Origin of the sequence: Lysobacter enzymogenes (assembly GCF_023617245.1) — a bacterium.
GTDB lineage: Bacteria > Pseudomonadota > Gammaproteobacteria > Xanthomonadales > Xanthomonadaceae > Lysobacter > Lysobacter yananisis.
Genome location: NZ_CP067396.1, coordinates 891,764 through 917,554, shown reverse-complemented (window position 1 = coordinate 917,554; position 25,791 = coordinate 891,764). Strand labels below are relative to the sequence as shown.

Genomic DNA, 25,791 nt, shown 5'->3' with positions numbered 1-25,791 from the left:
TATCCACGATGGCGCGGCCGCGGCCCACGCCGCGCCGGCGAGGGGCGGCCTCGGCAACCGGACAGTCTCAATTCTTGCGCACAACGCGCGGTAAATTGGCACTCAAATCGCTCCCGGAGCCCGGCCATGCCCGCCAGCCAGTCCGTCGCCCTGCCGCTGCGCGGCCAGTTCCGCGCGCTGTACCAGCAGCTCAAGCGCCGCGGCGCGCTGGCGCATACGCCGGTGGTGTTCTGCGAGGGCGATTCGTGGTTTTCCACCCCGCTGGCGATGAACCTGCTCGACTGGATCGTCTCGCCCGCGCCGCAGGACGAGGAACGCGGGGTGCCGCTGCTCGGCCGCGGCGGGCTGTTCTTCCGCGCCGAACGCAGCGGCGACCACGCCTCGCGCAATCCCGACGATCCCAAGCGCTCGATGTTCGTGCGCGACAACATCGACGACCTGATCGGCTGGTATGCGAATTTCGAATTCGACCTGATCCTGCTCAGCGCCGGCGGCAACGACTTCGTCGAGGGCTTCCTCAAGCGCACCCTCGGCAGCCGCAGCGGCCTGAGCGCGCAGGCGGCGTTCCAGCGCGTGCTCGACAGCGGCAAGTACGAGACCGTGCGCAAGGCCTACGCGTCGTTCCTGCAGGCGGCGATCGCGGCGCGGCCGGGCGTGCCGGTGCTCGCGCACACCTACGATTACCCGCTGCTGATCGGCCGCGCCGGCGCGCTGACGCCGGGCAACCTCGGCGTGGCGGCGCTGCTCAAGAAGAGCGTGGGGCCGTGGATCGGGCCGTACATCCAGGGCATCGCCGAGGCCGAGCGGCCGGCGTTCGCGCGCCTGCTGATCGACGGCTTCGAGCAGCACGTGCTGCGCGCGCTCAAGGCCGATGCGCGTTTCGCCGCGGTGTTCGACTACGTCGATTTGCGCGGCACGCTGACCCAGCCGGGGCAGTGGTTCGACGAGATGCACCCGACCGAGGCCGGGTTCCATGCGCTGGCCACGAAGTTCCGCGGCGCGATGCTCGGCAAGCTGCCGGCGGCCAAGCGCTGAAGGCATGCGATTTGTGGCAGGGCCTTCAGGCCCGACGCTCTTCGCTCTTGTGGCAGGGCCTTCAGGCCCGACGCTCTTCGCTCTTGTGGCAGGGCCTTCAGGCCCGATGCTTTTGCTCTTGTGGGAGGGCCTTCAGGCCCGATGCTTTTCGCTCAGGTCGCGGCGATCTGAAACAAGAGCTTCAGGCCTGAAGGCCCTCCCACAACAACAAAAAAGGCCGGCGAATGCCGGCCTTTTTCATCGCGGGGGGAACGAAGCTCAGTCCGACTCCCACCACATCCAGAACTCGTCCCACAGCCGCTTGAAGAAGCCGCCTTCCTCGACCGCGGCCAACGCCACCAGCGGGCGCTGCGCGACCACCTTGCCGTCGAGCATGACCTTGACCATGCCGATGGCCTGGCCCTTCTTGATCGGCGCGACCAGGGTCTTGGGCACGTCCATGCTCGGCTTGAGCTGCGGGTACTTGCCGCGCTGCACGGTCACCAGCAGCGGTTCGGCGACGCCGAGCTGCACTTCGGCGCTCTGCCCCTTCCACACCTTCTGCTTGGCGATGGCCTTGCCGGCGTCGTAGAGCTTGTGGGTCTCGAAGAAGCGGAAGCCCCAGTTGAGCAGGGCCTGGCTGTCGCTGGCGCGCTGGGCTTCGGAGCTGGAGCCCATGACCACCGAGATCAGGCGCTGGTCGCCGCGCTGGGCCGAGGCCATCAGGCAATAGCCGGCCTTGGAGTGGTGGCCGGTCTTGATGCCGTCGACCGAGGAATCGCGCCACAGCAGCAGGTTGCGGTTGGGCTGGGTGATCGGCCCGACCTTCAGTTCCTTGATCTTGTTGTACGAGTACGCGGTCGGGAAGTCGTGGATCAGCGCGCGCCCGAGCAGGGCCAGGTCGTGCGCGGTGGAGTAGTGGTTCTCCTGCGACAGCCCGTGCGGGTTCATGAAGTGGCTGTTCTTCAGGCCGATCCGCGCGGCGTACTGGTTCATCAGCGCGGCGAAGGCGTCCTCGCTGCCGGCGACGTGCTCGGCCAGGGCGATCGCGGCGTCGTTGCCGGACTGCACCACCATGCCCTTTTCCATCTCCACCAGCGGCGCGGTCTTGTTGACCTCGAAGCCGGAGTAGCTGCCGTCGGTGGCCGCGCCGCCCTTGCGCCAGGCGTTCTCGGTCATCATCACCTGGTCGGTGTCCTTGACCTTGCCGCCGGCCATCTCGGCGGCGATCACGTAGCTGGTCATGACCTTGGTGATGCTGGCCGGCTCGACCCGCATGTCGGGCTCATGGCTGGCCAGGATGTTGCCGCTGGCGGCGTCCATCAGCACCCACGCGGTGCCGGCGATCTGCGGCGGCGGCGGGACCGGCAGCGAATCGCTGGCCGGCGGCTGCGCGGCGGCCGGGGTGGCGGCAGCGGCGGCGGGCTTGGCCGCGGGCGCCTGGGCCGAGGCCAGGCCGGCGACGGCGGTGGCGAGGAAGGCCGAGGTCAGCGCGGCGAAGGCGGCCGCGCGCGGGGCCATTCTCTTAAAGCGGGAACTCATCGTTGAACTGTCTCCGGGACCGGTACCGTGCCGGCCGCAAGGCTTGGAGGTCGGCGCCGCCGTCCTGGCGGCCACCGTCGAAAGTGGCCGGACCGTGCCTTCCTGCCGCGGTCCGCGAGCCGTGCATCGTGCCTGAGATGCGCGGCGCTTGCAGCCGCCGGCCGGTTCGGCCGGCAGGGCGGGTTCAGTCGGTCGTAGGCCGGACGCCGCCGTTCCCGGCCGCCCTGCCCGCCTGCGCGGCGCTCAGTCGCGCACGCGCTGCGGCTGGCCGAAGCCCAGACCGACGATGCGGGCCGCAAGTTCCGGCGCGGCATCGGCCTGCAGCGGGCCGACCCGCAGGCGCCAGATCTTCTGGCCGCTGGAGGAGTTGCCGTCGAGCAGCCGGGCCGCGGAAATGCCGGCGCCGCGCAGCATGCCCAGGGCGCGGTCGGCGTTGCTGCGGGCGGAGAAACTGGCCACCTGCAGGGTCACGTCGCCCGCGGCCGGGGTCGCGGCGGCGACCACCGCGGCGGCCTTGGCCGGGCTCGGCGGCGGCGGCGCGGCCGGCGGCGCCGGCAATGCGGTCTGCGAGGCGGCTGCGACGGCGGTGGCCGGCGCGGCCTTGCCGGCCTTCTTCGCCGCCTTCTCGGCCTCGGCCAGGGCGCGCTGCTGTTCCTTCTGCTGCTTGGCCAGCAGTTTCTGCTGCTCGCGCTGCTGCTTCTCCAGCGCGCGCTTCTCGGCCTTGGTCAGCGCCTTCGCCGGCGCCGGCGCGACCGGCTGGCCGGTGGCGACGCGCACCTGGCGCGATTTCATCCAGGCGTCGAATTCGTCCGCAGTCATCGACTTGCCGTTCTGCATCATGTCGAAGCGGTAGTCGTGCGGACCGGATTTGCCGGCCGCGGCGGCCGGCTGCGCGCTGGCGACGGTCTTGGCCGGCGCCGGCTGGCCGGTGGCCACCGTGGTCTTGGCCGGCTCGGCCGCGACCGGCGCCGGCTTGCCGGTCGCGACCGTGGTTTTGACCGGCGCGGCCGAGACCGGCGCGGACGCCGCGTTCATCGGCGTCGGCTTGCCGGTGGCGATGCGCACGCCCGGCGGCAGTTCGCCGGCGTTGGCGCTGGCGATCGGCATCGCCGAGACCAACCGGTCGATCGCGCTCGGCGTTTTCTCGCTCGGGGTCTTGGGCGGCGCGGCGGCGGGCGCCGGCGGCGGATTGTTGGCGGCGCTGGCGTACATCGGCGGCGGCGCTTCGCCCGGATGCAGCGCGCGCACCTCGACCCGGCCGGTGCCGCGCTGGGTGATGCCCAGCTTGACCGCGGCCGCGTAGCTCAGGTCGATCACGCGGCCGTCGTGGAACGGGCCGCGGTCGTTGACCCGCACCGTCACCGCCTTGCCGTTGTCCAGGTTGGTGACCCGGGCGAAGCTCGGCAGCGGCAGCGATTTGTGCGCGGCGGTGAAGGCGTACATGTCGTACACCTCCAGGTTGGAGGTGCGGCGGCCGTGGAATTTCTGGCCGTAGTAGGACGCCGTGCCGGTCTCGACGTAGTCGTCGTGCGAGTCGAGCACCTTGTAGGACTTGCCCAGCACCACGTACGGCGAGCGGTTGCCGAACTGCGAGCGCGCCTCGGCGACCACTTCGGGCTCGGGAATGGAATCGACGTCGGGGATGTAGTCCGGCGTGGTGTCCTTGACCCCCGGCGCGTACAGGCCGCCGGCCTTGTAGTTGCCGCGCTTGCTGAGGTCTTCCTGGGCCGCCGCGTACGGCGATTTCTTGCGTCCGCCGGAGTGGGCCAGGGCCGAGCTGTGGACGCGGTCGCGGTCGGGCAGCGCGTGCGCCTGCGAGCTGGATTTCTTCGGGGAACTGGCGCAAGCCGCGAGGGCCAGCGGCAGCGCGGCGACGACCAGCCGTCCGATCCAATCGATCGACGGCCGCTTCGGGCCGGCCGCGCTCACGGGCGCGGCGCCTGGGGTTTGGCGGCGGGCGCCGGCGCGGCGGCGGGCGCGGCGGGGACAGCGGGTGCGGTCGCGGTGGCCAAGGGATTCTCCCGTCCGGCGATCGCTTCCGCCAACTGATACACCGCCATGCCGTAATGCTTGGAGATGTTGTAGCGGGTGATCGCGTAGAAGTTGCGGAAACCGAGCCAGTATTCGGGACCGTTGACCCCGTCGAGATTCAGCAGCGTCGCGGTCTCGGTCGGCGCCACCGGGGTCAGCGGACGGTAGCCGCGCGCGGCCAGGTCCGTCAGCGAGTACACCGGATCCATGTTCTCCGGCACGAAGTCCGGCGCGCTCGGATCGCGGCCGGCGCGCGCGACCACCGGGCCGCCGCGCACCCAACCGCCCTTCTTGACGAAGTAGTTGGCGACCGAGGCGAACACGTCGTCGAGGTCGGTGAACAGGTTGCGCTTGCCGTCGTTGTCGCCGTCTACCGCGAACTCGCGGTAGCTCGACGGCATGAACTGGCCCCAGCCCATCGCGCCGGCGTAGCTGCCGGTGAGGGTGGTGATGTCGATGCCCTCTTCCTTGCCCAGCGCGAACAACTGGCCGAGTTCGCCGCGGAAGAACGCCTCGCGGCGGTTCTCGCGATCGAGCTTGGCCGGGTCGCCGCTGCGCGGATAGGCGAAGGCGAGCGTGTACAGCGCATCGACCACGTTGTACTTGCCGGTGTTCTTGCCGAAGCTGGTCTCGACGCCGACGATGGCGACGATGATCTCCGCCGGCACGCCGGTCTGCGCCTGCACGCGCTCGAGCTGCGCGCGATGCTCGGCGAGGAAGGCCTTGCCGCCGTCGATGCGCGCCTGGGTGATGAAGATCGGCCGGTAATCGCGCCACGGCTTGCCTTCGGCCGGCCGCGCCATCGCCGCGACGATGGCGTCCTTGATCTGCGCCTTGGCCAGCACCGATTCGATGTAGGCCGGCTCCAGGCCGTACTGGATCGCGGTGTTGGCGACGAACTGGGCGCGGGCCTGCTCCAGCGGCATCTGCACCACCGGCTCGGGCAGCGCGGGCGTGCCGACCACGGGCGTGGCCGCTTTGACCGGCGCCGGGGCCTGCGCGGCCGGAGCGGCGGGCCGGGACGCCGGGGTCGCCGGCGGGGCGGCCTGGGCCGAAGCGATGGGCGCGATCGGCGCCTGCGTAGCGCAGGCGGCCAACGCGATCGTGAGCGCGCCGAACAAGGCGCAACGGGCGGTATGGCGTCGGGTCATCGGCGCGAGAGTAGCACGCGATTGCGGGGCAAAAAACCTTGGCATTTCGGGACTTAACCGATTTTATTCATGTAGGGTTTGCGAAGTGCGGGCGCCTCCGGCCGGCACAGAAACATGAACAGCGGGCCACTTTTCTCCCCGACCCGGCCCGCCCGCCCCGGATCGCACGGGATCGTCCTCAGTGCGTCCGCAGGAGCGACCTCGAGCTTTTGTAGGAAAGGACTTCCCGCTTTGTGGGTGGGATTTCCCTCTTGTGTGGGAAGGACTTCCGCTTGTGTGGGAAGGACTTCCCAAGCTTTTGTGGGAGGGACTTCAGTCCCGACGCTTTCCGCTCAGCGCCCCGCGCCGCCCCAACCTCTCACTCCACTCCGCCCACCCGGCTATTGCCGATGGTCAGATGCAAGGCCGGCTGCGGCTCGCGCGGCAACCCCAGTTCCTCGCGCAACGCCAACAGGCGCTCGCAGCGCACCGGACACCACACGAACCCGTCGGTCTCACGCACCGCCGGGTCGTACTCGAACGCCACCGTCGCCCCGTCCCAGCGCTTCCACAGCGCCTCCAACGGCGGCCGCTCGCCGCGGATCGCCGAGATATGCGCGCCCCACAGCGGACTCTGCAACTGGCGCGTGCGTCGATGGCCGAGCAGGAACTGATGGCGCAGGTAGCGCCCCAGCTCCGGATCGCAGTCCACGATCAGCCACCACAGCGTGCTGCCGCCGTCGCGGCGGGTGTGGCCGCCGTGGCCGAGTTGCGGGCTGTAGCGCAGGGTGCCGGTGGCGGCGAGGAAGGCGGCGTCCATGGCGGCGTCAGTCCATGCCGCCGAACCAGCGCGCGCGCATCGCCTGCAGGAATTCGCGCTGCAGCGGAAAACCGGCCGCCGAACCGATCACCGCATCGATGCCGCAGACCGGGCACAGCGCAGTCGTGCCGGCCTCGTCGTCGTCGCTGTCGGCGTCCGCGTCGATCCATTCGTCGATGGCCTGCGGCGAGAACACGGCCAGGCAATAGAAGCAGCCGCAGCGCTCGCTGGCCAGCAACTCGGCGCGATGGCCGGCGCTGTGCCGATGGGCGCGGTCGAGGTCGAAACTCATCGCGGAACGTCCGGTTCGCCCAACACCGCGCGCATCCGCGCATTCGGCACTTCGACCCCGCGCACCACCGGCCGTTGCTGCGCCACGATGTCGAATCCGAAACGGGTGAAGAACGGCTGCGCGGTGCGGCTGACGTTCGAATGCACGACGCGCAGCCCGCGTTCGCGTGCCAGCGCGAGCAGGTGAGCCATCAGCGCGGCGCCGACGCCGCGGCGGGCGAAGTCCGGCGACACGTAGAAATGATCGATCAGGCCGTCGTCCTGCAGGTCGGCGTAGCCGGCGGCGACGCCGTCGATGTCGGCCACGAACGGGTGCAGCGCGCGCACCCGCTCGATCCAGCGCTCGCATTGCGCCGGCGGCCACTGCGCCGGCGACCAGGCTTCGATCTGCTCCGGCGCGTAGTCGCGCGCGGCGGTTACGCGCACGGCGGCGCGGAAGATCGCCAGCAGCGCCGGCGCCTCGTCCGGCCGCAGCGCGCGGATATGCATCAGGCCCGCGGCGCGCCCACGCCGGCGGCCTGCGCCAACGCGACCAGCGCCTGCTCGTCCTGCGGCGAGGCCAGCGCGCGCAGCGGAATCGCGTGCGCCTGGCGCGGCGCGAAGAACAGCAGCACGAAGCCCTGGCTGCGCTTGACCCGCACGATCGCCGACCACGGATGGGTGTGCGCGAACGCGGAGGTGGACACGTGCACGCCGGCGTGGTCGAACACGTAGTTGAACGGCTCCCGCGGCCCGCGACGGACCAGGAAACCGGCCGCGGCGCTGAGCGCCAGCAGCACCGGGATGAACACGATGCACAAGCCGATCATGCGCCACAGCGGCGCGCCGACCGGCACGCCGCCGGCCAGGGCGAGGATCGCCAGGATCAGGCCCACCGCCGGCCACGCCAGCGCGAACGCCAGGAACAGCTTGCGCTGGAAGGTCAGCACCGCGGCGAGACGGACGCGTTCCCAGGGGGTGAAGGCGAACGAACAGCGGATGTCCTGGGCAGATGGCATCGAATACGGTCGGAGAAAGGCGAAAACGTTCGGAGCGGCGGCAAGGACCCGCGCCCGTGCGGAAACAACGCCGACGCGCGCGCGGCGCCCACGGGGGCGACGCGATCGCGAGGCGATGCGCGGGCGGGCGCGATCCGCGCCGCCTGCGCAGGCGAGTGTACGTGGTGAGCGGCATCGGCCGGAAACGTTGCGGCCCGAGCCGCGCCGCGGCCCGACGCGCACCGCGGCGGACCCGCGCCGCCACGCCGCCGCGCCGCCCGCGCAGGACGGCGCGGCGCGCGGGGCGTTACTGCGCCATGGCCTTGGCCTGGGTCTGCTGCGGATCCTGGCGCAGCGGCGCGTTGGCCGGCACGTCCTGGGCCAGCGCCTGGGTGGTCTGCTCGACCGACGGTCCGACCGCCTGGGCCTTGTCGGCGACGACGCGGCGGTGGCTCGGGTCCTGCAGTTCGCCCTGCACCGCGAACAGGCGCTGGCCGTCGGCGCTGGCGACGACGTGGTCGATCTTGTCGAAGCCGCTGACCTTGGCCTCGTACACCATCGTCGCCGCGGCCCGCTCGAGCTTGTCGCGGTCGCCGCCGAAGCCGGCCTGCGGGCCGAGCTTTTCCAGCCCGGCGACGGCCTGGCGGTACATGCCGTTGTCGGGATGGTTCGCATCCGACAGCAGCGGCGCGGCCGGGCGGATCGGCGTGGGCTCGACCGCGCCGCGGGTCTGCGGCGTCGGCGCGACCGGCGTCGCGCCCGGCGCGGCGGTAGCGGGAGCCGGCGTCGCGCCCTGCGGCTGCTCGCGCGCCGGCGCGGGCGCGGTTTGCGTCTGGCCCTGGACCGGCTGGCCGATGCCCAGCGCGTTGAGGCTCTTGGCGCCGGCGATGCCGTCGTCCTCCAGGTCGTGGCTGCGCTGGAAGGCCTTGAGCGCGTCGGTGGTCGGGCGGTCGAAGGTGCCGGTGACCGGCAACTGGGCGCCGTTGCGGTTCAGCGCGGCCTGCAGTTCGCGCACGTCGTCGGGCCGGCCGCGGCCCTCGCGCAACGCGCCGCCGAGCACGGACGGATAGCCGCTGTTGCGATCGCCGGTGGAGACCTCGCGATACGCCTCGTTGGCCGACATCCCGCTCTGCAGGTTCTGCTGGTAGCGCTCGCGCATCTGGGTCAGCGCCGCCGCGGACTGCGCCGCGGTGATCGAGGAACTGTTGCCGCCCACGCCGTCGTGATAGCTGCGTCCGGTGTTCGGATCGGCGACGCTGGCGAACTCCTGCGCCAGCGCCAGCTGCGCGCCGCGCAGCGACTGCGGATTGCCGTCGCCGGTGATGAACGCGCGAACCTGCGGACGTTTTTCGTCGACCAGGTAGTCGGCGAACATGCGCTCCTGCAGCTGCGGGGTGAAACGCGCGTTCGGGTCGATGCCGAGCCGTTCCACCGTCTCGCGCATCGTGCCCGGGACCATCTGGTACTTGCCGACCGCGAACAGCTCGTCGCGATGGCCCGGGTTGGTCTCGTGCAGGCGCTGGCGGCGCATGACTTCGCCGACGGTCAGGTTCGAGAAGTCGATCTGCGCGCCGTTGGCGTCGCCCGCGCGGCCGCGGTTGAACGAGTTGTAGCCGCCCTCGCCGCCGGAGATCAGCGCGCTGAGCGGACTGTCGCGGAACTGCGGCGTGGCCGCGGCGACGGCGGGCGCGGCGGACGTCGCCGGCGTGGGCGTCGCCGGAGTCGGGCTCGGAGTTGGCGTCGGCGTCGGAGTAGTCGCGGCCGGCGCGGGCGCCGGGGCAGGCGTCGGCGCGACCGGAGCGGGCGCGGCAGGCGCCGCGGGCGCCGGAGCCTGCGCCTGCGGCGCGATCCCCAGAGACTGCAGCGTACGCGGGCCGGCGATGCCGTCGACCGGCTCCAGCCCCTTGGAGCGCTGGTACGCGGACACCGCCGCCTCGGTCTGCGGGCCGTACACGCCGTTGGTCGGCAGCTGCGCGCCGTTGCGGTTCAGCGCTTCCTGCAACTGGGTCACCTCGGCGCCTTGCTCGCCGCGGCGCAGCACGCCGTCGCGCATCGGCGAGATCGTGCCCGGCTGGATGGTGCCGTTGTCGATGTCGCGCACGTAGTTCTGGAACTGGCCGCGCTCGACTTCGACGTGGGCATGGATCGACCCCGGCGAACCGACATCGCCCATGCGCCCCAGCGGCTGGCCGTACTCCACGCGCGCGCCTTCGGGCAAGGTCGAGCCGTGGGCCATGTGCAGCACTTGGCCCAGCCGCACCGCGCCGGCCTCGCCGAACGGGCGATCGTAGATCTGCACGGTGTTGGTGCCGTCGTTGAGACGGTGCACGTAGCCGGCGACCGGCGAAGGAATGTTGACCGGGCCCGGGGTGTCCTGCGAGAGGATGAAATCCTTCTTGATGAAGGTGCGCCCGTCGGACAGATGGCGGACTTCCTCGAGCTTGCCGCCGATGACCTCGTAGTCGCGCCCGTCCTCGCGCCCGGCGCTGGGATGGTGCTTTTCCAGGTCTTCGAAGCTGTGCACGTCCTCGCGCCCGCCATGACGGTCGACGCTCTCGCTGATGCGGTACCTTCCGCTCATGACTGCTCTCCTGATCCTTGGTGAGTCCGGTGGTGGTTGAATGCGGGCCGGCCGCGCGCCTCAGGGCGAGGGCGGCTCGGGGTCTTCGGTGAGGCTCCAGCAACCGCCCTTGTCTTCGAAACGGTACGAATTGCCTTCGGACATGTTGAGCCGGTAAGCGACCAGGCGCGCGTTCGCGCCCTGCTTGGACACGTTCAATTTCAGCGGCTGCTTGTCCGGCTGGCCTTCGTAGACGAAGTGGTAGGCGCCGTTCTGATAACGCACATTGAAGCCGCGATAGGCCGAGCCCAGCACATACACCGGCTGCGGCACGTCGCCGTCCTCGTCCGAGCGCAGCTCCACCACCTTGACCAGCGGCGCGGTGAACTGGCGCGCCAGCGCCGGATCGGCCGCGAACCGGGTCAGGAACTGGTCGAAATCGCGCGAGGGGCACGCCGCCGCGACCGGCGCATCCAGGCCAACGAACTCCCAGTAGCGCACCGCGGTGGCGGTGCCGTTGCCGAGGGTGTTGCCGCGGTCGTTGGGGCCGTAGGTGCCGACCCGCACGCGCAGGCCGAGGTCGCGGTTGGCGAACCACATCTTGCAGTAGCCGTCGGAACTGCAACCTTCGACTTCGGGAAGATACGTGCAGACCCGCGCCTCGCCGCCGACGTTGCCGCGGCAATCGGGATCGCGCAGCGGCAGCCAACCGGCGCCGAGCAGGCGCTTGCGCAGGTCGCTGTAGGTCATGTCCTTGGAGAAGGACTTGGCGATCTCGGGTTCGGCGACGGTCGCCGCAGGCGTCGGCGCGACCGGCGCGGCGGCCGGCGCCGGGGTCGCTTCGGGCGCCTTGGCTGCGGCAGGTGCCGGCGCGGGTGCGGCGGGCGCGGCCTTGGCCGCGGCGGCCGCATCGGCGGCGGAAGCGGCCGGCTTGCAGGCCGCCAGCAGCAGCGCGAGCGGCAGGGCGGCGTAGATGGGGTAGCGCATGCTCGTCCGTGGGTGCGTTGATCCGCGCGCAGTCTAGCCAGAAAACGCAGCGGAACGCGCCGCGGGGCCGCAGGCGCTGATGGACGGACTATGAAACCGCCTGAACCGCGACGCGACCCCGCATTCAGCATCGGTGGCGGGCGCCGGCGCCAGTCATGCGGCCGCAATCCGCGCGGCCGGAGACGGCCGGCACCGGCCACCCGGTGCGCGAAGCGCCGCGGCGCGCGCGGCGGTTACTTCTTCTTCGACGCGTTCAAGGCGATCGCCGCGCGCACCAGCGCCTGCAGCGCCTTGCCGTCGATCTTGTCGCCTTCGTGGATGTCGATCGCGCGCCGGGTGTTGCCGTCGAGGCTGGCGTTGAACAAGCCCTTCGGGTCCGGCAGCGACGCACCCTTGGCGAAAGTCAGCTTGACCGCGCTCTTGTAGGTCTCGCCGGTGCACACGATGCCGCCGCGCGACCACACCGGCACCCCGCGCCACTTCCACTCCTCCACGATCTGCGGATCGGCCTCGCGGATCAATTTGCGCACCTGGGCCAAGGTCTCGCCGCGCCAGTCGGCGAGATCCTGGATGCGTTCGTCGATCAGCCGCGATGCGGCGACATCGGTGGGCGCGGCGTCCGCGCCGGTGTTCTTGCTCATGCGCTGGTTCCTGCGGTCGTGGTCGAAACTTCGGAGCCGGCGGCGCTCACATGCGCTCGCCCGGCAGGCGGCTGGCCTGCGCGATCCAATCGGCCAGTCGCGCCTCGTCGAAGGGATCGTGCTCGTGGATATGGTGATAACGCACGTCGGCCATCTTCGATGCGTGCGCCGGCGGCGGGTCCAGCGCCGCGCCGCGGAAGAAGGTGACTTTGAGATAACGGTCGAAGCAATGCATGGCGAGGAACCAATGGCCCTCCTCCACCGCGTACAGCGGCGTGTTCCACTTCACCGCCTTGCTCACGCCGGGCACGGTGCGCTCGACCAGCGCATCGAGACGGCGGGCGATCTCGCGCTTCCAGCCCGGGACGGCGTCGAGATAGGCCTGGACCGGCGCGTCGCCGTAGCCCTTGGGGATCTGCGGATTGCCGCCGGAGAGCAATCGCGGCCCGGGAGCCGCGGCTTTGCCGGGCTTCGCGGCCGCGGCTTTGCGCCGGGACGCGGGCGTTTCGTCGGCCGGCTTGCCGGCCTTCGCCTTTGCCGTCTTCGTCGCCGGCTTTGCAGCCGGCTTGGCCGCGGCCTTCGCTGCGGATTTGGACGTCTTTGCGGTCATCGCCAGCGCTCCCACCGAGAGGCCTAACAGGGCCGGACGATACCCCTTTTCGCAACGCCAGGGCGCGACCGCGTCGGCGGCGAAGATCATCGGCCGCCGGACGGACGCGCTCAGCGCTTGCCCGGCGCGGCCTCGGCGTCGGCGTGATCCCGCGACAGCGTTTGCCGCAAGGTGACGCGGCAGACCGGATCGTAGGTCGCCACGATCCGGATCCTGCGGCGCGTGTCGGTCGTGCGCACCACTGCGAAATAGGTATCGCCCCAACCCACGACCTCATGCGCGTGGGTACGCAACCCCGTCGACAACACCACCTCATCGCCGTCGAGCACCTCCATCCGCGCAACGTCCAGGTCCTTGCCGTCCACCTGCTTGGCCAGCAGTACGAAATACTCGACTTCGGTCTTGGCGTCGTCCGCATCCGTGGCCGGATGTTCGGAGACCTCATAACGGATCGGATCGGGCAGTTCCTTGGGATAACCGTGATCGGCGCAGACGATGCTCAGGGCGAACGCCGCGGGCGAGAAGATCGACAACGCGACGATCGCCAGCCAGCGCATCAGCCGCCTCCCGATTCGGTGCCGCCGATCGCCTCGCCGAACTCGCCGACGCGCAACTCCATCCGCACTGTCAGGCTCAGCTTGCCTTCGTGATTCTCTACCAGCTGATAGCCCTTCATGTCGTCAGCGCTGACCGACAGCTTGGCGCGCGCGCCGCGCGCCATCGGGTAGGCGTGGTCGTTGTCGTCGTTCGGCTCGCCCCACTGCTGCGACAGGCTGTGCACCGAGCGCAGCCGCAGCCCGGCGGCATCGGCGATCAACCGGGCCTGGCGCATCGATTCGGCCACCGCGGCGCGCAGCAATTCGTCGCGCTCGGCGCTGAGGGCGCCGTACTCGCGGCGCATGCCGCGCAGCGACACGCCCTTGAGCGAGGCCAGCCCGCCCAGCGCCTCGGGCACCGACTGAGCGGGCACTTCGCGGATCTCCAGGTCGATCTCGACCGAGGAGCCGGAGAACCAGCGTTCGCCGGCGGCGAAGGTCAGCGAGTCGATGCGGATCTTGTCATCGCCGACGCCGAGGCCGCGCATCAGCTCCTGGATCGCAACCAGTTCCTTGCTCTTGCGCACCGCCGCCATCGAACCGACCGAAGCGGTGCCGACGACGTGGACCTGCAAGGCGATGCCGATGGGCTTGACCCAGGCGTCGCGGACGACCTGGGTTTCGATGCGGTCGGGCTGCATGGACATTCGGGTATCCAGTGGGAGGGCGGGAGTGTCGCGGTGGATCGGATCGGACGCCCGGCTTCAGGCCGAGCGCACGTCGGCGCCGTGCGCCGCGGCCATCGACACCAGCGCGGCCTGCACCGCGGGGTCGGGAATCGCGCGGAACGGAATGCAGTGCGCGCAGCCGGGCGAGAAGAAGAACATCAGGAACCAGCGCTTGCGCTTGACCTTGAAGATCGCCGGCCACTTGTGGGTGAAGTCGTAGGTCACCGCGGCGACGTGGATGCCTTCGCCGTCGAAGGTGTAGGTGAACGGCTCGCGGGATTGGCGATGAAAGTAGTGCGTCATCGCCGTACCGAGCAGCACCATCGCCGGGACGAACGCGAACAGCAGCGCGATGGCCAGGGCAAGTTCGCCGGTGATCGGCCGGCCCTTGACCAGCGCGAACGCCGCCAGGCCGACGCCGCACAGCGGCCACAGCAGCGCCATGCACAGGCTGACCGGGCGTTCGGCGATCAGCGCCAGGGTGGCGCGCGCGCGGTCCCAGTAGCCGAACGCCAGCGAGAAGCGGATTTCCTGAGCGTGTTCCATCGGGCCGGATCCATCCAGTCAGAGCGGGCGGGTCGGCCGCTGTGCGCGGCCGCTACCGCGCATTCTGCAGCCGCTCGGCGAATTGGCGCAAAAACGGCCGCTCGTCGCGCAGCCCCTCCGCCAGCAACGCCTCGAACCGCGGCGATTGCAGCTCGCGCAAGCACTCCAGCGCCGACATCCGCGCCCACTCCTGGTATTCGTCCGGCCGATGCCACGCCGCCCAGGCCAGTTCCTCGGCCGCGCGCACGCCCAGGCCGGCCAGCGAGCGGGTCGCGCGGCGGCGCACGTACTCGTCCTGATCGCTGGCCAGCGCGAACAGCAGCGCCTGCGCTTCCTCGTCCCCGCCCAGGTGCCCCAACTCCACCGCCAACTGCCAGCGCGCGTCGATCTCGCCGTGGGCGAGCGAGGCGCGCGCCAGGAAGCGCAGCGTCCCCGGACGCAGCCGGCGGATCTCGCGAACCAGGTATTGCGCGTCGTTGTCGCGGGCGATCGCGTACAGCACGTGGCCGACCTCCGCGTCCGACCAACCGCGCGGATGGCGCCCCTGCACCCAGGCCAGCACCGCTCGGTGCCAGGCCGGCCACTGGCTGTAGTCGCATTCCCATTGCCCTTCGCGCGGAACGATGCCGGCCCCGGCCCATTCGCGAAAACGGGTGGTCTCGATGCTGAGGTCGGTCATGGCGGCGCGAAGGCCTCCGTGCGGGCGCTGGCGGCCAGCTTAGCGAAAAGCGCGCGCCGCCGGAGCCCGCGGCGCGCGGCCGCCTCACCGCCCCTCACGATGCAACGCCAATCACACTCGCCGCGGTCGCCGCACTCCTAAGATCGCGGCGACGGCGGCGCCTGCCGCCGTCCATCGCAAGGCCAGTCCCCGCGCGCAAGCGCCGTCGTCCCCCAAGCCGCAGTCGCGGCGCGCGCCGTCCGTCTTTTCCTCCACGGAGCAGACCATGAGCCGACGCACTCTCGCCTTTTGCGCTTTCCTGATCGCCGCCCTGCTGGCCGCCGACGCGGCCGCCAAGAACAAAGTCACCCGCCAACTCGGCGGCGCCTGCGGCGAAGACGCCAACACCATCGCCCAATGCGATGTCGGCATGAGTTGCAAGGACGGCTATTGCGCCATGAACAGCTACCTTTCCGAGGCGTCGAGGAGTTGCAAGGACCTCATGATCAAGGCCGGCGTGGTCGGCGCGCGCGAAACCGTCTCGGTGCACGACGGCTTCTGCTACAAGCATTGCGACGGCATGTACGAACTGGCGATGGAGGCCACTCCGGTCACCGAGCGCCTGATGCACCGCGCGCGCGTCGGTTCCAAGGAGTTCGGCGAAGAGGTCGCCAAGCTGTCGGACAGCGAGAAAGCCACGTTCAAGGCGGCCGAGAGCAAGTGCAACTCCTGCGGCAAGCAGTGCACGATCGGATCGAGCTTCCTCGGCCGCGGCGGCTACTGATCCGCAGCGGCGGCGCGCGCCTCCCGGCGACGGTCAAGGCAGGCCGGCCAACGCGCCGGCCACGAATGCGCCGTGAGCGGCCGCCTGCGCGGGCAAGACCTCGGTGGCCGACGCGGCGCAGTTGCCTGCGTGGACGCGGAACCCGGCCGGCAGCCGCCCGCCCGTCCGCGCTGCCGTCGCAGCGCGCTGCTGGTCGAACGCAGCGGCCAGCGACAACGGCATGGTTTCGACCAGATGCAGCGCCGCGGGCGTGCGCGCCCGCGACTGCCGCGCATCGTCCGGCGCGAACCGCAGCGCCGCGCCGGTCGAGGCCATGGCCAACGCATAGACGATGAAAGCCGGCCGCAGGGCCTGGATGAAATCGCTCGGCGTCAGCATGGGCGGAGCCTCGATGGGAATGCCATCGCACGCTATCGCCGGGGCGCCCACGGCGCGGGACTTATCTGTCGAGTGGGGGAATCGGGGGGCCAGCGGCCGCAGGGCCGGGCCAGCGGCAACGCGCGCAGCCGCGATGGCGTGCGGCGCTCGCTGAAACGGACTACCGCCCCCAAGCGACCGCTACGGCACCGAGACGCAACGCCGCCGTACCGGCCGGCCGTGGTGCTTCAACCCGCCCCATGCTGGTCGTCGCCGGCGACAAGGATTTCCACCCGTTCTTCTTGGAGCGGCGAGACTGGCGCGCCGACGCCTACCGCTTGCGCCCGGCGCCGAAGACGCTGTTGACCGTGTTCGGCGCCGAGCATCTGTACGGCGGCATCAGCGGCTACGACGCGAAGGAAACGACGGACGAAGATCCGCAGCGTCTGGCCGATATGCAACGGCTGAGCTGGGCGTATCTGCGCTCGGCGCTGTATCCGCAGGACTCGGCCTGGCCGGCGGTCGTGGAGGAGTTGGCGAAGGCTGAGCGGCCGGTCGCCGCGGTCGAGAGCAAGTAAGGCCGTTAGCCCGTTCAACGACAACGCGAAACAGGAGGCGCGATGGACTTGCGCAAGTCCGCTGCGCCTCCTGTTTCGCCGCGGCGGTGTTGCAGCGTTGCACGCCTGCCGGATGTCCGGTAGGCCGGAATGCCCGCGTTGTACCCAGTGGCGTCACCTGCATCCCGCAAAAGGACCTTGCCATGCCTCCCCGTCTGCTCGACCAGATCGCCACCGGCATCCAACGCGCGTGGCAGGAATCCTTCGTCGACCGCTATCGCCTGTGGTCGGCGCGGGTGAGCGGTATCGAAGTCACCCAAGCCATCCAGTATTACCGTGCGAACGAGCACCTGACCGATGCGGCCGACCGCGGCGCCGACAACTCGGTGCAACTGGTGGCGTTCAAGGCCGCATGGGTGCGCGTGTATGTGCGCTCGGGCTTGTTGGGCAATATCGTCAACGTCACCGGGACGCTGGAGGTGTCGCGCCGGAATCGCTTGCGCGACTACGAGCCGGTCGGCACCCACACGCCGCAAGGCGGCCCGGTCAGCGCTGAACAGCTGCCCGTTTACCGCACCGAGCGCGGCGACCTCGGCCGCAGCCTGAACTTCGTGATACCGGCCAACGAGTTGTACGGAACGCTGCGCCTGACCGCGCGCCTGACCGGCCACGACGGCAGCGAGAAGTCGGTGGAAGTCAGCGTACGCCTCGTGCAAACGCTGCGCGTGCGCGGGATTCTGGTCGCCTACGACGGCGACAGCACCTCGGCGCCGGCGACGCCGAACGCGCCGGTGACGCGATTAACCTTGGCGGCGCCGACGCTCGCGGATCTGCAAAGCACCGCGGCGACCGCGCTGGCGGCGATGCCGGTGCAGGCCATCGGCTCGTTCGCGGTCTGCGCGAACATGACCTGGTCCAAGCCGCTGGACGACGCGCGCGTCGCGCCGGGAAAGTGCTCGGACAACTGGAACGACCTGCTCGACGAAATGTCGCTGTTGCGCGACAACGACGGCAATCGCGACGACGTCGTGTACTACGGCCTGTTGCCGGCCGGCATACCGCTGGGCGTGCCCGGCTGCGGCGACGACGGACTGGGCGCAGCCGCGGTCGGCAACGAGCAGACCTTCCTGCACGAAACCGGGCACGGCTACGGTTTCCAGCACACCCCGTGCGGCGCCGCCGGCGACACCGATGCCGACTATCCGACCTATGAGCCGTACGCGTCGGCCTCGATCGGCGAATTCGGCCTGGACATCCGCGACGGCACGATCCACGACCCCCAGCTCATCTCCGACTACATGAGCTATTGCCGGCCACGCTGGATGTCGCTGTACCAGCATCGTCGCCTACTCAGCCATCCGCGGCTGGCGCCGGAGTGGTTGCCGCCGGATTTCCCCTTGGTGCCGCCGCTGGAGCGGCCGTTCAACCTCGAACACCTGTGGTGGCCCGACCCGCCGTGGCGCTACCAAGGCCCAGAATGGCGCATGACGCCGGTGATCTCCGTGCAGGGCCGGGTGCTGGAGAATGGACGCATCGAAGTCGAATCCGTCGCGCGCATCGAGGTGGCCGCGCCCGCGCTGGGCGTGCCGACCCAATGGAGCGCGCAACTGCTGGACGAGCACGGCGGCGTGCTGTCGCGCGCGGTACTGATGCGGCGCGAACCCCAAGGCGGCGGATGTTGCTGCGGCGGCGGCCATGACCATCGCGACAAAGACGCGCCGCCGTTCGCGTTTCGGGCCTATCTGCGCAACGTAGCGCCGGGTGCGTCGCTGCGGATCGATGGGCCGGACAAGCAGAGCTGGAGTCGCAAGGCTAGCGCGCAGCCGCCGCGCTTTACGCATGTGGCAGTGAAGGTGAGCGGCGAGCAGGAACTCGCGCTGGAATGGAAGCTCGATGCTGCGGACATCAAGGACGTCTGGGCGCAATGGCGCCGCGACAACAAGGACGCATGGCATGGCTTGTCTGTCGGCTTGCGCGGCAACCAGGCACGCCTGCCGCTGCAAGGCCTGCCGGCGAATCGCATCCAGGTCCGACTGATCGCGCACGACGGCTTCCACTCCGGCGAATCCGAACCGGTCGACGTGGACCTGCCCGAGCGCGAGCCGGTGCTGGCCATCGTCAGCCCGTCCAGCGGCAGGACGTTCCGTGTCGGCCGTCCGATGCAGCTGCAAGGCAACCTCACCGACAGCGCCGGCCAGCCGCTGCCCGACGATAGGCTGACGTGGTGGCTCGACGGCGTCCAGATCGGGCACGGCCGCGAGCGCTGGCTCGACGCGCCCGCCGAGGGGCGTCACGAGTTGATGGTGCAAACCCAGTGGAGCGGAGGCGTTGCGAAACGGGCCGTGAAGTTCACGACGGAGCGCGGGCCTGGGCGCGGCGGGTGAGATGCTCGCCTCGAACGGTGCTTGCGCAGGCGCGGGCGAACGCGGAGACGGCCAGCACCAGAGTCGAAGGCAAGAGCCTACGGTAGCCCGAGGATCGAGCCGACCGAGGCCTTGAGCAGATCGATCAGCTCCGGGTCCATGTACTGATACTCGTCCGGGATATCGAGCACATGCACGGGCTTGTTGGCGACGACGCGGCCGAACTCGGCCTGCAGCCTGGACCGATGCTTGTTTTCCATGACGAAGATGGCGTGGGCCCAACGGATGTCGTCGGCGGACACGCGCCGGCGCGCGTTGGGACTGGTGCCGGCGGATCGAGCGCGCAGGTCCGGGTGATTACGCCACACGGCTTCAGCCGTCGGGCTACGCCATTGGTTGCGGCTACAGATGAAGAGGACGTTGAGGGGTTCGTCGTCCTCGATCTCGTGCTGGCTCGATGGGTTCGGGTAGTCGATGCCGAGTTGCTTGGCGCGCGCGAGCTTTTCCGACCGGAGATAGAGCAGCTTCCAGTTCTTCTCTCGCTTTTCTTTGGTTTTGAGGCGGTCTTCTTTCATGAGATACGCAACTGAGTCGGGCCATGGAACGGTCTGTGAGAACTCGACAGGCTCACAGACCGCAGCCGAGATATTCTTGGCAGTGCAAACGGTTTCTGCGGCAATTGCGCGTTAACCGCAGAAACGCCAAGCCGGAAACTGTACCGGCTTGGCGCGACGGAGAACCGCCTTACAGGGCGCAATCGTGACCCTTGAGCAATACGAGATCCTGGTAATAGTCCGCGATCGCGACATCCGTGCACCCGTCGCCATCGATGTCGCCGGCCGCGAGGTCGTATCCGCTGTCGGGGGTGGCGACCGTTTTCTTCACCCAGGCCATCGGGCTGGATTGCAGGTAATACTCCAAAGCGTTTCCACCAAACGGCGCGGCGAAGAGGTCGGTCTTTCCATCCCGGTCCAGGTCCGCCGCGGACACGGCGCCGAAGGTCCCGTTGGTCGGCAGCGTGTGGTCCAGGTACAACTGCCCCGATGTGCGCTGAAAGAACAGGAAAACGCTCTTGGGATTGGCAGACGTGGAACCGGTAGCGGCCAGGTCGGTGTTTCCGCTGCCGTCGATATCGGCGGCCACCAGATTGTTGGCCGGCCGGTCGGACAGTTCCGACGGCGGCAGAAAACCTCCGCTCGCATCGTTGTAGGCGACGTACACGCCGTTGCTGCCGTCGGTGAACGCCAGGTCCGACCAGCCGTCGCCGTTCAGATCGCCCGCCTGGAAGTCGATTCCCGCAGTTCCAGTGCCGGCGAATTGGCTGCTTCGAGCGACCCCGCCCAGGCCATCGCCGAACAGCACCATGACATTCGACACATCGTCGATGTTGGCCACATCGACATTGCCGTCATGGTCGAAATCGGCGACGGCCAACTCCAGGTTCCACGACTGGCCGGCCTGCGTGTGCGCCGCGAACCCGCCCGAGCCGTTCGCCGTCAGCAAGGTCACGCCTTCCGCATGGGCGACGACGAAATCCTTGATGCCGTCGTGGTTCAGATCGGTCGTCGCGAGCGCCCGCGCGCGAGCCGGATCGAAGGTATGCACCGTCGGGCTCGACAGGCCGCCGCTTGCGTTCTGCAGAAACACGCTGATGTAGTGGTATTGGCGGTTGTACGTCGACAGCACGGCGACGTCCTTGCGCCCGTCCGCGTTGAAATCCTCGACGACGACCGACGTGGCCGCGCCGTTGACCGGGGTCGTGGAAAGCGGCTGCAAGGTGTACCCGCTCGCGGCAGCGATACTCGGCATCATGCCCGCCATGAAAGCCAAAGTTTTGATGGCTTTGTAGTCCATTGCGTCCTGCATCCTTGGTTTGCCCGGGAGTGGGCGAGCCGATGGTAGCCATTCCTCGGCCGGCGGAATCTACCTTTCGGCGGGGGACATCGGCGCGACATCCCGGGTGCGGTGAAACACGGACGCGCAGGTCAGAACCCCAGCAACGCCCACAAGGCCAGCCCGAGGCAGGCCGCCCCTGCCAGCGCTGCGATGCCGATGTCGCGCACCAGCGAGCCAGCGAGGCCGCTCGCCCGGCCAGCGGTCTTGCGCGCGGCCGCAGCCCTGGCGGCGTGGCGGTCCTGCACCCATTTCGAGGCGAAATAGGGCAGCGTCATGAAGACCAGGCCGGCCAGGATCGCCAGCGGCGGTTTGCCTTCGGCGAACAACAAGGCGCCACAAACCAGCCAGAACATGGCGAACAGGGCGAAGCTGCCGATCTGGTTCATGACGGTGGGTGGGTTGCCGGCTCGGTTCGATGGGGTTGCGTTCGTCCAGGCGCCGCATCCGCGGCGCTTGCCGTCTGCCGATCTTCCCCGGTCGGGACGGGCCTGCGCAAGCGGCGACAGAGACGAATGGGGAACCGGCGAAACCGAGCGTCGCTTGATCGAGCGAGCAAACGAATTGGTCTCCACGCAAAGCTGGAGCGAGTCGTCGGTGAATGCGCGCTTCTGCCAGGATCATCCCCAATCAGCACGGCGGCTGGCGGGCGATGCGCTGTCCGATGAAGGGCTCGGCAGAGCCGCCGCGACCGATGAGCCTATGCGCAGGCAAGGCGAACGGGAAGCCAGGATGTCGGGACGCGCTTTGGCATCCGGCCTGGACGTATCGTCTGGATCGGACTCACGCAGGGCGGCGCGGTTCGCGGTCGCGGCTGACGCCGCTCCTGCAGGGAGCTTCGGGCGCGGCTCAGCCGTCGAACCAGAAGACGATGCGCTCGGCGCCCAGGGCCTGTAGTTCGCGCAACTCGCTCACGAAGTCCGCGTCCAGGAATTCGCGATAGGTGGCCTCGGTGCAGTTGTCGCCGCGGCCGCCTTCGCGAAAGCGCAGTGGGGCGTCGTAGTCGAACGCCAGCAGTTCTTCCAGGCTCAACCACGACTGCGCCACCGCGTCGCCTTCCTGGCGCTCGCAGGCGGCGGCGATTTCGCGGCTGACGTCGACGGGCAAGCCGCGCGGCTCGCTGATCGGGACGACGTTGAAGGAGTTGCGGATGCCGGCGAGGAAGCTGAAGCGCCAGTAGTTGCGGTGGCTCAACAGTCCTGAGGTGCTCAGTGGACGATAAAGACCTTCGTTGTCCCGGCGCTCGGCGTACAGGTCGATGTCGCAGCCCATCGGTTGCTCCTTGCAGTGGGCGGTTGGGGTTGCGTCGTTCTTGCGGGTTCGCGGTCGCGGCTTGTGACCGAAGGTAATCCCCGTGGGACGCCGCTCCTACAGGGAGGCCATGCGGATTAGCGGCCGCCGTGCACCGGTTTATGAGCGCGTACGGCCATGACCACCCCCAACCCGGCGAGCAACGAAACCGCCGAGGTACCGCCATAGCTCAACAACGGCATCGGCACGCCGACCACCGGCAGCAACCCGGAAATCATGCCGCCATTGACGATCACGTAGACGAAGAACGCCAGCCCCAACGCGCCGGCGATCAATCGCGAGTAGCCATCGCGCGCGCCCGCGGCGATCCACAGGCAGCGGCCGACGACGAACAGGTACAGGGCCAGCACGGTGATCACGCCGACCCAGCCGAACTCCTCGCTGAGCACGGCGAAGATGAAGTCGGTGGTGTGTTCGGGCAGGTAGTTGAGGTGCGATTGCGAGCCTTGCAGCCAGCCCTTGCCGGTCATGCCGCCGGCGCCGATGGCGATCTTGGACTGGATGATGTTCCAGCCGGTGCCGAGCGGGTCGGTCTCGGGGTTGAGGAAGGTCAGGATGCGGTCTTTCTGGTACGGGCGCAGCAGCCAGAACCAGGCGACCGGGGCGATCGCGGAGACGGCGCCGAACGCGGCGACGAACCACCACCACGACAGGCCGGCGAGGTACAGCGCGAACGCGCCGCTGATGCCTACCAGCATCGCGGTGCCGAAGTCGGGCTGCAGCAGGATCAGCACGGTCGGCGCGCCGATCAGCACGCCGGCGACCAGCACGTTGAGGAACTTCGGCGGCAGTTGCTGGCGGTTGAGGTACCACGCCACCATCATCGGCAGGCTCAGTTTCAGCAGCTCGGCCGGCTGGAAATAGAAGACTTTCAGGTCGATCCAGTGGCGGCCGTGCTTGCCGGTGCCGATCACCAGCACGGCCAGCAGCGGGATCATCGACACGGCGTAGATCACCGGGGTCCAGTTGCGCAGTTGGGTGATCGACATGCGCGACAGGCCCCACATCGCGGCCAGGCCGACGGCGAAGCGCGAGCCCTGGGCGAACACCATGCGGGTGGAATGTTCGCCGGCGCTGTAGAGCACGGCCAGGCCGATGACCATCAGCGCGAGCAGCGCGGCCAGCATCATCAGGTCGAGGGTACGGGTGAAGCGCAGGCCCAGGTCCCACAGGTAGCGCAGGATCACTCTCACCGCTGCGGCTCCACGGTCGGGCTCACGTCGTCGTCTTCAGGGTCGAGGTTGGGTTCGATCAGGGCGTCGTCGTGGCGCGCGGGCGCCGCGGCGCCGTCGCCGGCCGGTTCGGGCGGCGGCACGTAGCCGGGCAGGTTCGCCTGCAGGCCCGATTCGGCGCCGGCCGCGGCCTGCGGCACGTGGCCGGGCTGCGCGGCGACGCGGGCGTTGGCCATCGCCACCGCCTTGGCCCAGGCGCCGTTGACCGGCACCGCCACGACCTGGAGTTCGGCCGGCACCGCGGCGCCTTCGCCGGGCGCCTGGCCGGGCGAGACGGTCGGCGCGGAACCGGGCGCGACCGCGAGCGGGGCCACGGTCGGCGCGGGCTTGCCGTCCTTGCCCGCCGGCGCTTCGGGCATCTTGCCGAGCAGCCAGGCGTCGAAGATCTTGCGCGCGATCGGCGCGGCGGTGCTGCCGCCGTAGCCGCCGTGTTCGACCACCACCGCGACCGCGATGGTCGGGTTCTCGGCCGGCGCGTAACCGACGAACAACGCCTGATGGCGCAAGTGATACGGCAGCGAGTGCGGGTTGAGGCTGACGTTGCCCTTGCGGCTGACCTTCTGCGCGGTGCCGGTCTTGCCGGCCATGCGGTAGGGCGCGCCGCGCGCCATGATCCGCGCGGTGCCGCGGCCGCCGTGGATGGTCGATTCCATGCCCTCGTGCACGGCCTGCAGGTGCGCGGGGTTGTCGGTGATGCGGGTCGGCTCGTTGAGTTCCTTCGGCAGCCACGGCGATTCGTAGCCGGTGCGGATCTCGCGCACCAGGTGCAGCTGGCGCAGGGTGCCGCCGTCGGCGATCGCGGCGGTGCCGCGCGCGAGCTGCAGCGCGGTCACCACCCAGTAACCTTGCCCGATGCCGGCGATGACGGTTTCGCCCGGGTACCAGCCTTCCTTCTTGTTGCGCTTGGCCTTCCACTCCGGCGACGGCAGGATGCCGATGTTCTCGCCGAGCAGGTCGATGCCGGTCTTCTGGCCGAAGCCGTAGCGCAGCATGTACTGGTCGACCTTCTGGATGCCCATGTCGAGGGCGAGCTTGTAGTAGTAGGTGTTGACCGACTGGGCGATGGATTCGCGCAGGTCGACCCAGCCGTGGCCGCCGCCGTGCGAGTCGCGGTAGCCGCGCTTCTGGCCGGGGATATGGAACTCGCCGGTCGACAGGATCTTGTCCTCGGCGCGGCGCGCGCCGCTGTCGAGGCCGGCCAGCGCCATGAACGGCTTCATCGTCGAACCCGGCGGGCCGCCGCCGAGTACGTTGCGGTTGAACTGCGGGCGCGAGGGATCTTCGTTGAGCGCCTTGTAGTTGGCGCTGGAGATGCCGTTGACGAACAGATTGCTGTCGTAGCTCGGCAGGCTGACCATCGCCAGCACTTCGCCGGTGCGCGGGTCCACCGCGACGGCCGAGCCGTCCATGTCGCCGAACGCGGTGACCATGGCGCGCTGCAGGTCCAGGTCGATGCTCAGGCGCAGGTCGGCGCCGGGCTTGGCCGGGACGTGGCCGACCTGGCGGATCGGGCGGCCGTCGACATTCGTTTCGATCTGCTCGTAGCCGACCTGGCCGCGCAGCTGCTGTTCGTAGGAACGCTCCAGGCCGGTCTTGCCGATGTGGGTCAGCACGCCGGCGTTGACCCCGAGCGCTTCCTGGTCCTTGGTGTCGATGCGGCCGACGTAGCCGATGACATGCGCGAACAACTCGCCGTACGGGTAGCGGCGATTGAGGTAGGACACCAGCTCGACGCCGGGGAAACGCCAGCGGTCGACCGCGAACGCGGCGACTTCCTCGTCGCTGACGCGCAGCTTCAGCACGATCGGCTTGAACCCGCGGGTGGCCTTGCGCTCGGCTTCGAAGCGCGAGATGTCCTCGGGGGTCAGCGCGATCACCCGCGCCAGCTGCGGCAGCCATTTTTCGCTGTCGCCGGCTTCCGACGGGGTCACTTCGATGCGGAACGCGGGGACGTTGTCGGCGAGGATGCGGCCACGGCGGTCGTAGATCAGCCCGCGCCCGGGCACGACCGGGCGCAGCTTGACCCGGTTCTGCTCCGAGCGCATCGCGTAGTCGTCGTGCTGCCAGACCTGCAGGCGGAAGTACCAGAAGCCCAGGCCGACCACGCCGATCAGGACGAAGAAGAACGCGACCGCGGCGCGCAGGCGGAACTGGTCGGCCTCGGCCGCGGTGTTCTTGAGCACGCGCGGGCGGCGGTTGAGCAGGCGGCGGCGCGGGCCCATG

General features: G+C 69.6%; 24 protein-coding genes and 2 pseudogenes. 4 read left to right on the top strand and 22 right to left on the bottom strand.

Going from position 1 to position 25,791, the window contains the following annotated elements; translation table 11 throughout:
* Nucleotides 1-126 precede the first annotated feature (126 nt).
* Nucleotides 127-1,035, top strand: a complete 909-nt coding sequence (locus JHW41_RS03880; RefSeq protein WP_078995874.1) for a hypothetical protein — start codon at nt 127-129, stop codon at nt 1,033-1,035.
* A gap of 258 nt (nt 1,036-1,293) precedes the next feature.
* Here JHW41_RS03880 and JHW41_RS03875 read toward each other — a convergent pair whose 3' ends face one another.
* The 15 genes and pseudogenes from JHW41_RS03875 to JHW41_RS03800 all read right to left on the bottom strand — a co-directional run bounded on the left by JHW41_RS03875 (nt 1,294) and on the right by JHW41_RS03800 (nt 15,092).
* Nucleotides 1,294-2,535 (bottom strand): D-alanyl-D-alanine carboxypeptidase family protein, encoded by a 1,242-nt coding sequence (locus JHW41_RS03875; protein ID WP_057949088.1) that lies wholly within the window; start codon nt 2,533-2,535, stop codon nt 1,294-1,296.
* A 264-nt stretch (nt 2,536-2,799) separates the two neighbouring features.
* Nucleotides 2,800-4,485 carry a septal ring lytic transglycosylase RlpA family protein gene (locus JHW41_RS25935; RefSeq protein ID WP_284499528.1) on the bottom strand — a complete coding sequence of 562 codons (1,686 nt, stop codon included), beginning with the start codon at nt 4,483-4,485 and terminating at the stop codon, nt 2,800-2,802.
* A gap of 77 nt (nt 4,486-4,562) precedes the next feature.
* Nucleotides 4,563-5,738 (bottom strand): annotated as a pseudogene (gene mltB, locus JHW41_RS03860) (lytic murein transglycosylase B); the annotation flags it as partial.
* 358 nt (nt 5,739-6,096) lie between these two features.
* Nucleotides 6,097-6,537: a hypothetical protein gene (locus JHW41_RS03855; protein ID WP_250449093.1), complete on the bottom strand. Its 441-nt coding sequence runs from the start codon at nt 6,535-6,537 to the stop codon at nt 6,097-6,099.
* 7 nt (nt 6,538-6,544) lie between these two features.
* Complete coding sequence (locus tag JHW41_RS03850; protein ID WP_250449092.1) at nt 6,545-6,829, bottom strand: cytoplasmic protein; 285 nt, start codon at nt 6,827-6,829, stop codon at nt 6,545-6,547.
* Nucleotides 6,826-7,317 carry a GNAT family N-acetyltransferase gene (locus tag JHW41_RS03845; RefSeq protein WP_250449091.1) on the bottom strand — a complete coding sequence of 164 codons (492 nt, stop codon included), beginning with the start codon at nt 7,315-7,317 and terminating at the stop codon, nt 6,826-6,828. Before JHW41_RS03845 ends, JHW41_RS03850 begins: the two co-directional genes overlap by 4 nt.
* Nucleotides 7,317-7,826, bottom strand: a complete 510-nt coding sequence (locus JHW41_RS03840) for a YcxB family protein (RefSeq protein ID WP_250449090.1) — start codon at nt 7,824-7,826, stop codon at nt 7,317-7,319. Before JHW41_RS03840 ends, JHW41_RS03845 begins: the two co-directional genes overlap by 1 nt.
* A gap of 286 nt (nt 7,827-8,112) precedes the next feature.
* Entirely contained in the window at nt 8,113-10,386 is a 2,274-nt protein-coding gene (locus JHW41_RS03835; protein WP_250449089.1) for an XVIPCD domain-containing protein, read from the bottom strand.
* A gap of 60 nt (nt 10,387-10,446) precedes the next feature.
* Nucleotides 10,447-11,352 carry a hypothetical protein gene (locus JHW41_RS03830; RefSeq protein WP_250449088.1) on the bottom strand — a complete coding sequence of 302 codons (906 nt, stop codon included), beginning with the start codon at nt 11,350-11,352 and terminating at the stop codon, nt 10,447-10,449.
* Nucleotides 11,353-11,585: 233 nt separating this feature from the next.
* A complete protein-coding gene (locus tag JHW41_RS03825) occupies nt 11,586-11,993 on the bottom strand; it encodes a DUF1801 domain-containing protein (RefSeq protein ID WP_250449087.1) in 408 nt (135 codons plus the stop codon).
* A gap of 46 nt (nt 11,994-12,039) precedes the next feature.
* On the bottom strand, nt 12,040-12,693 hold the full coding sequence (locus JHW41_RS03820; protein ID WP_250449086.1) for a DUF1801 domain-containing protein: 654 nt from the start codon (nt 12,691-12,693) through the stop codon (nt 12,040-12,042).
* Nucleotides 12,694-12,713: 20 nt separating this feature from the next.
* Nucleotides 12,714-13,160 carry a hypothetical protein gene (locus JHW41_RS03815; protein ID WP_250449085.1) on the bottom strand — a complete coding sequence of 149 codons (447 nt, stop codon included), beginning with the start codon at nt 13,158-13,160 and terminating at the stop codon, nt 12,714-12,716.
* Nucleotides 13,160-13,846 (bottom strand): SIMPL domain-containing protein, encoded by a 687-nt coding sequence (locus tag JHW41_RS03810; RefSeq protein ID WP_250449084.1) that lies wholly within the window; start codon nt 13,844-13,846, stop codon nt 13,160-13,162. The genes JHW41_RS03815 and JHW41_RS03810 overlap by 1 nt, the downstream gene beginning before the upstream one ends.
* Before the next feature lie 57 nt (nt 13,847-13,903).
* Nucleotides 13,904-14,413, bottom strand: a complete 510-nt coding sequence (locus tag JHW41_RS03805) for a YcxB family protein (RefSeq protein ID WP_250449083.1) — start codon at nt 14,411-14,413, stop codon at nt 13,904-13,906.
* A gap of 52 nt (nt 14,414-14,465) precedes the next feature.
* On the bottom strand, nt 14,466-15,092 hold the full coding sequence (locus tag JHW41_RS03800) for a HEAT repeat domain-containing protein (protein WP_057949099.1): 627 nt from the start codon (nt 15,090-15,092) through the stop codon (nt 14,466-14,468).
* A 265-nt stretch (nt 15,093-15,357) separates the two neighbouring features.
* Between JHW41_RS03800 and JHW41_RS03795 the strand changes: the two genes are divergently transcribed.
* Nucleotides 15,358-15,855: a hypothetical protein gene (locus JHW41_RS03795; RefSeq protein WP_250449082.1), complete on the top strand. Its 498-nt coding sequence runs from the start codon at nt 15,358-15,360 to the stop codon at nt 15,853-15,855.
* Nucleotides 15,856-15,888: 33 nt separating this feature from the next.
* Here the strand turns inward: JHW41_RS03795 and JHW41_RS03790 are convergent, their stop codons facing one another.
* Entirely contained in the window at nt 15,889-16,233 is a 345-nt protein-coding gene (locus tag JHW41_RS03790; RefSeq protein WP_250449081.1) for a hypothetical protein, read from the bottom strand.
* Nucleotides 16,234-16,472: 239 nt separating this feature from the next.
* On the opposite strand from JHW41_RS03790, the gene JHW41_RS03785 reads away from it, so the two are divergent.
* On the top strand, nt 16,473-16,790 hold the full coding sequence (locus JHW41_RS03785; RefSeq protein ID WP_250449080.1) for a hypothetical protein: 318 nt from the start codon (nt 16,473-16,475) through the stop codon (nt 16,788-16,790).
* 86 nt (nt 16,791-16,876) lie between these two features.
* On the top strand, nt 16,877-19,153 hold the full coding sequence (locus JHW41_RS03780) for a hypothetical protein (protein ID WP_250449079.1): 2,277 nt from the start codon (nt 16,877-16,879) through the stop codon (nt 19,151-19,153).
* 77 nt (nt 19,154-19,230) lie between these two features.
* Here the strand turns inward: JHW41_RS03780 and JHW41_RS03775 are convergent, their stop codons facing one another.
* The 6 genes and pseudogenes from JHW41_RS03775 to mrdA all read right to left on the bottom strand — a co-directional run.
* A complete protein-coding gene (locus JHW41_RS03775; RefSeq protein ID WP_250449078.1) occupies nt 19,231-19,707 on the bottom strand; it encodes a low molecular weight protein tyrosine phosphatase family protein in 477 nt (158 codons plus the stop codon).
* Between the two features lie 169 nt (nt 19,708-19,876).
* Nucleotides 19,877-20,986, bottom strand: coding sequence for an FG-GAP repeat domain-containing protein (locus JHW41_RS03770; protein WP_250449077.1), 1,110 nt, complete (start codon nt 20,984-20,986; stop codon nt 19,877-19,879).
* 131 nt (nt 20,987-21,117) lie between these two features.
* Nucleotides 21,118-21,414: a hypothetical protein gene (locus JHW41_RS03765; protein ID WP_057949107.1), complete on the bottom strand. Its 297-nt coding sequence runs from the start codon at nt 21,412-21,414 to the stop codon at nt 21,118-21,120.
* A 460-nt stretch (nt 21,415-21,874) separates the two neighbouring features.
* Nucleotides 21,875-22,297: a hypothetical protein gene (locus JHW41_RS03760; protein WP_250449076.1), complete on the bottom strand. Its 423-nt coding sequence runs from the start codon at nt 22,295-22,297 to the stop codon at nt 21,875-21,877.
* A gap of 116 nt (nt 22,298-22,413) precedes the next feature.
* Nucleotides 22,414-23,529, bottom strand: coding sequence for a rod shape-determining protein RodA (rodA, locus tag JHW41_RS03755; protein WP_057949109.1), 1,116 nt, complete (start codon nt 23,527-23,529; stop codon nt 22,414-22,416).
* A 254-nt stretch (nt 23,530-23,783) separates the two neighbouring features.
* A pseudogene (gene mrdA / locus JHW41_RS03750) lies at nt 23,784-25,790 on the bottom strand (penicillin-binding protein 2); the annotation flags it as partial.
* Nucleotide 25,791: the final 1 nt, after the last annotated feature.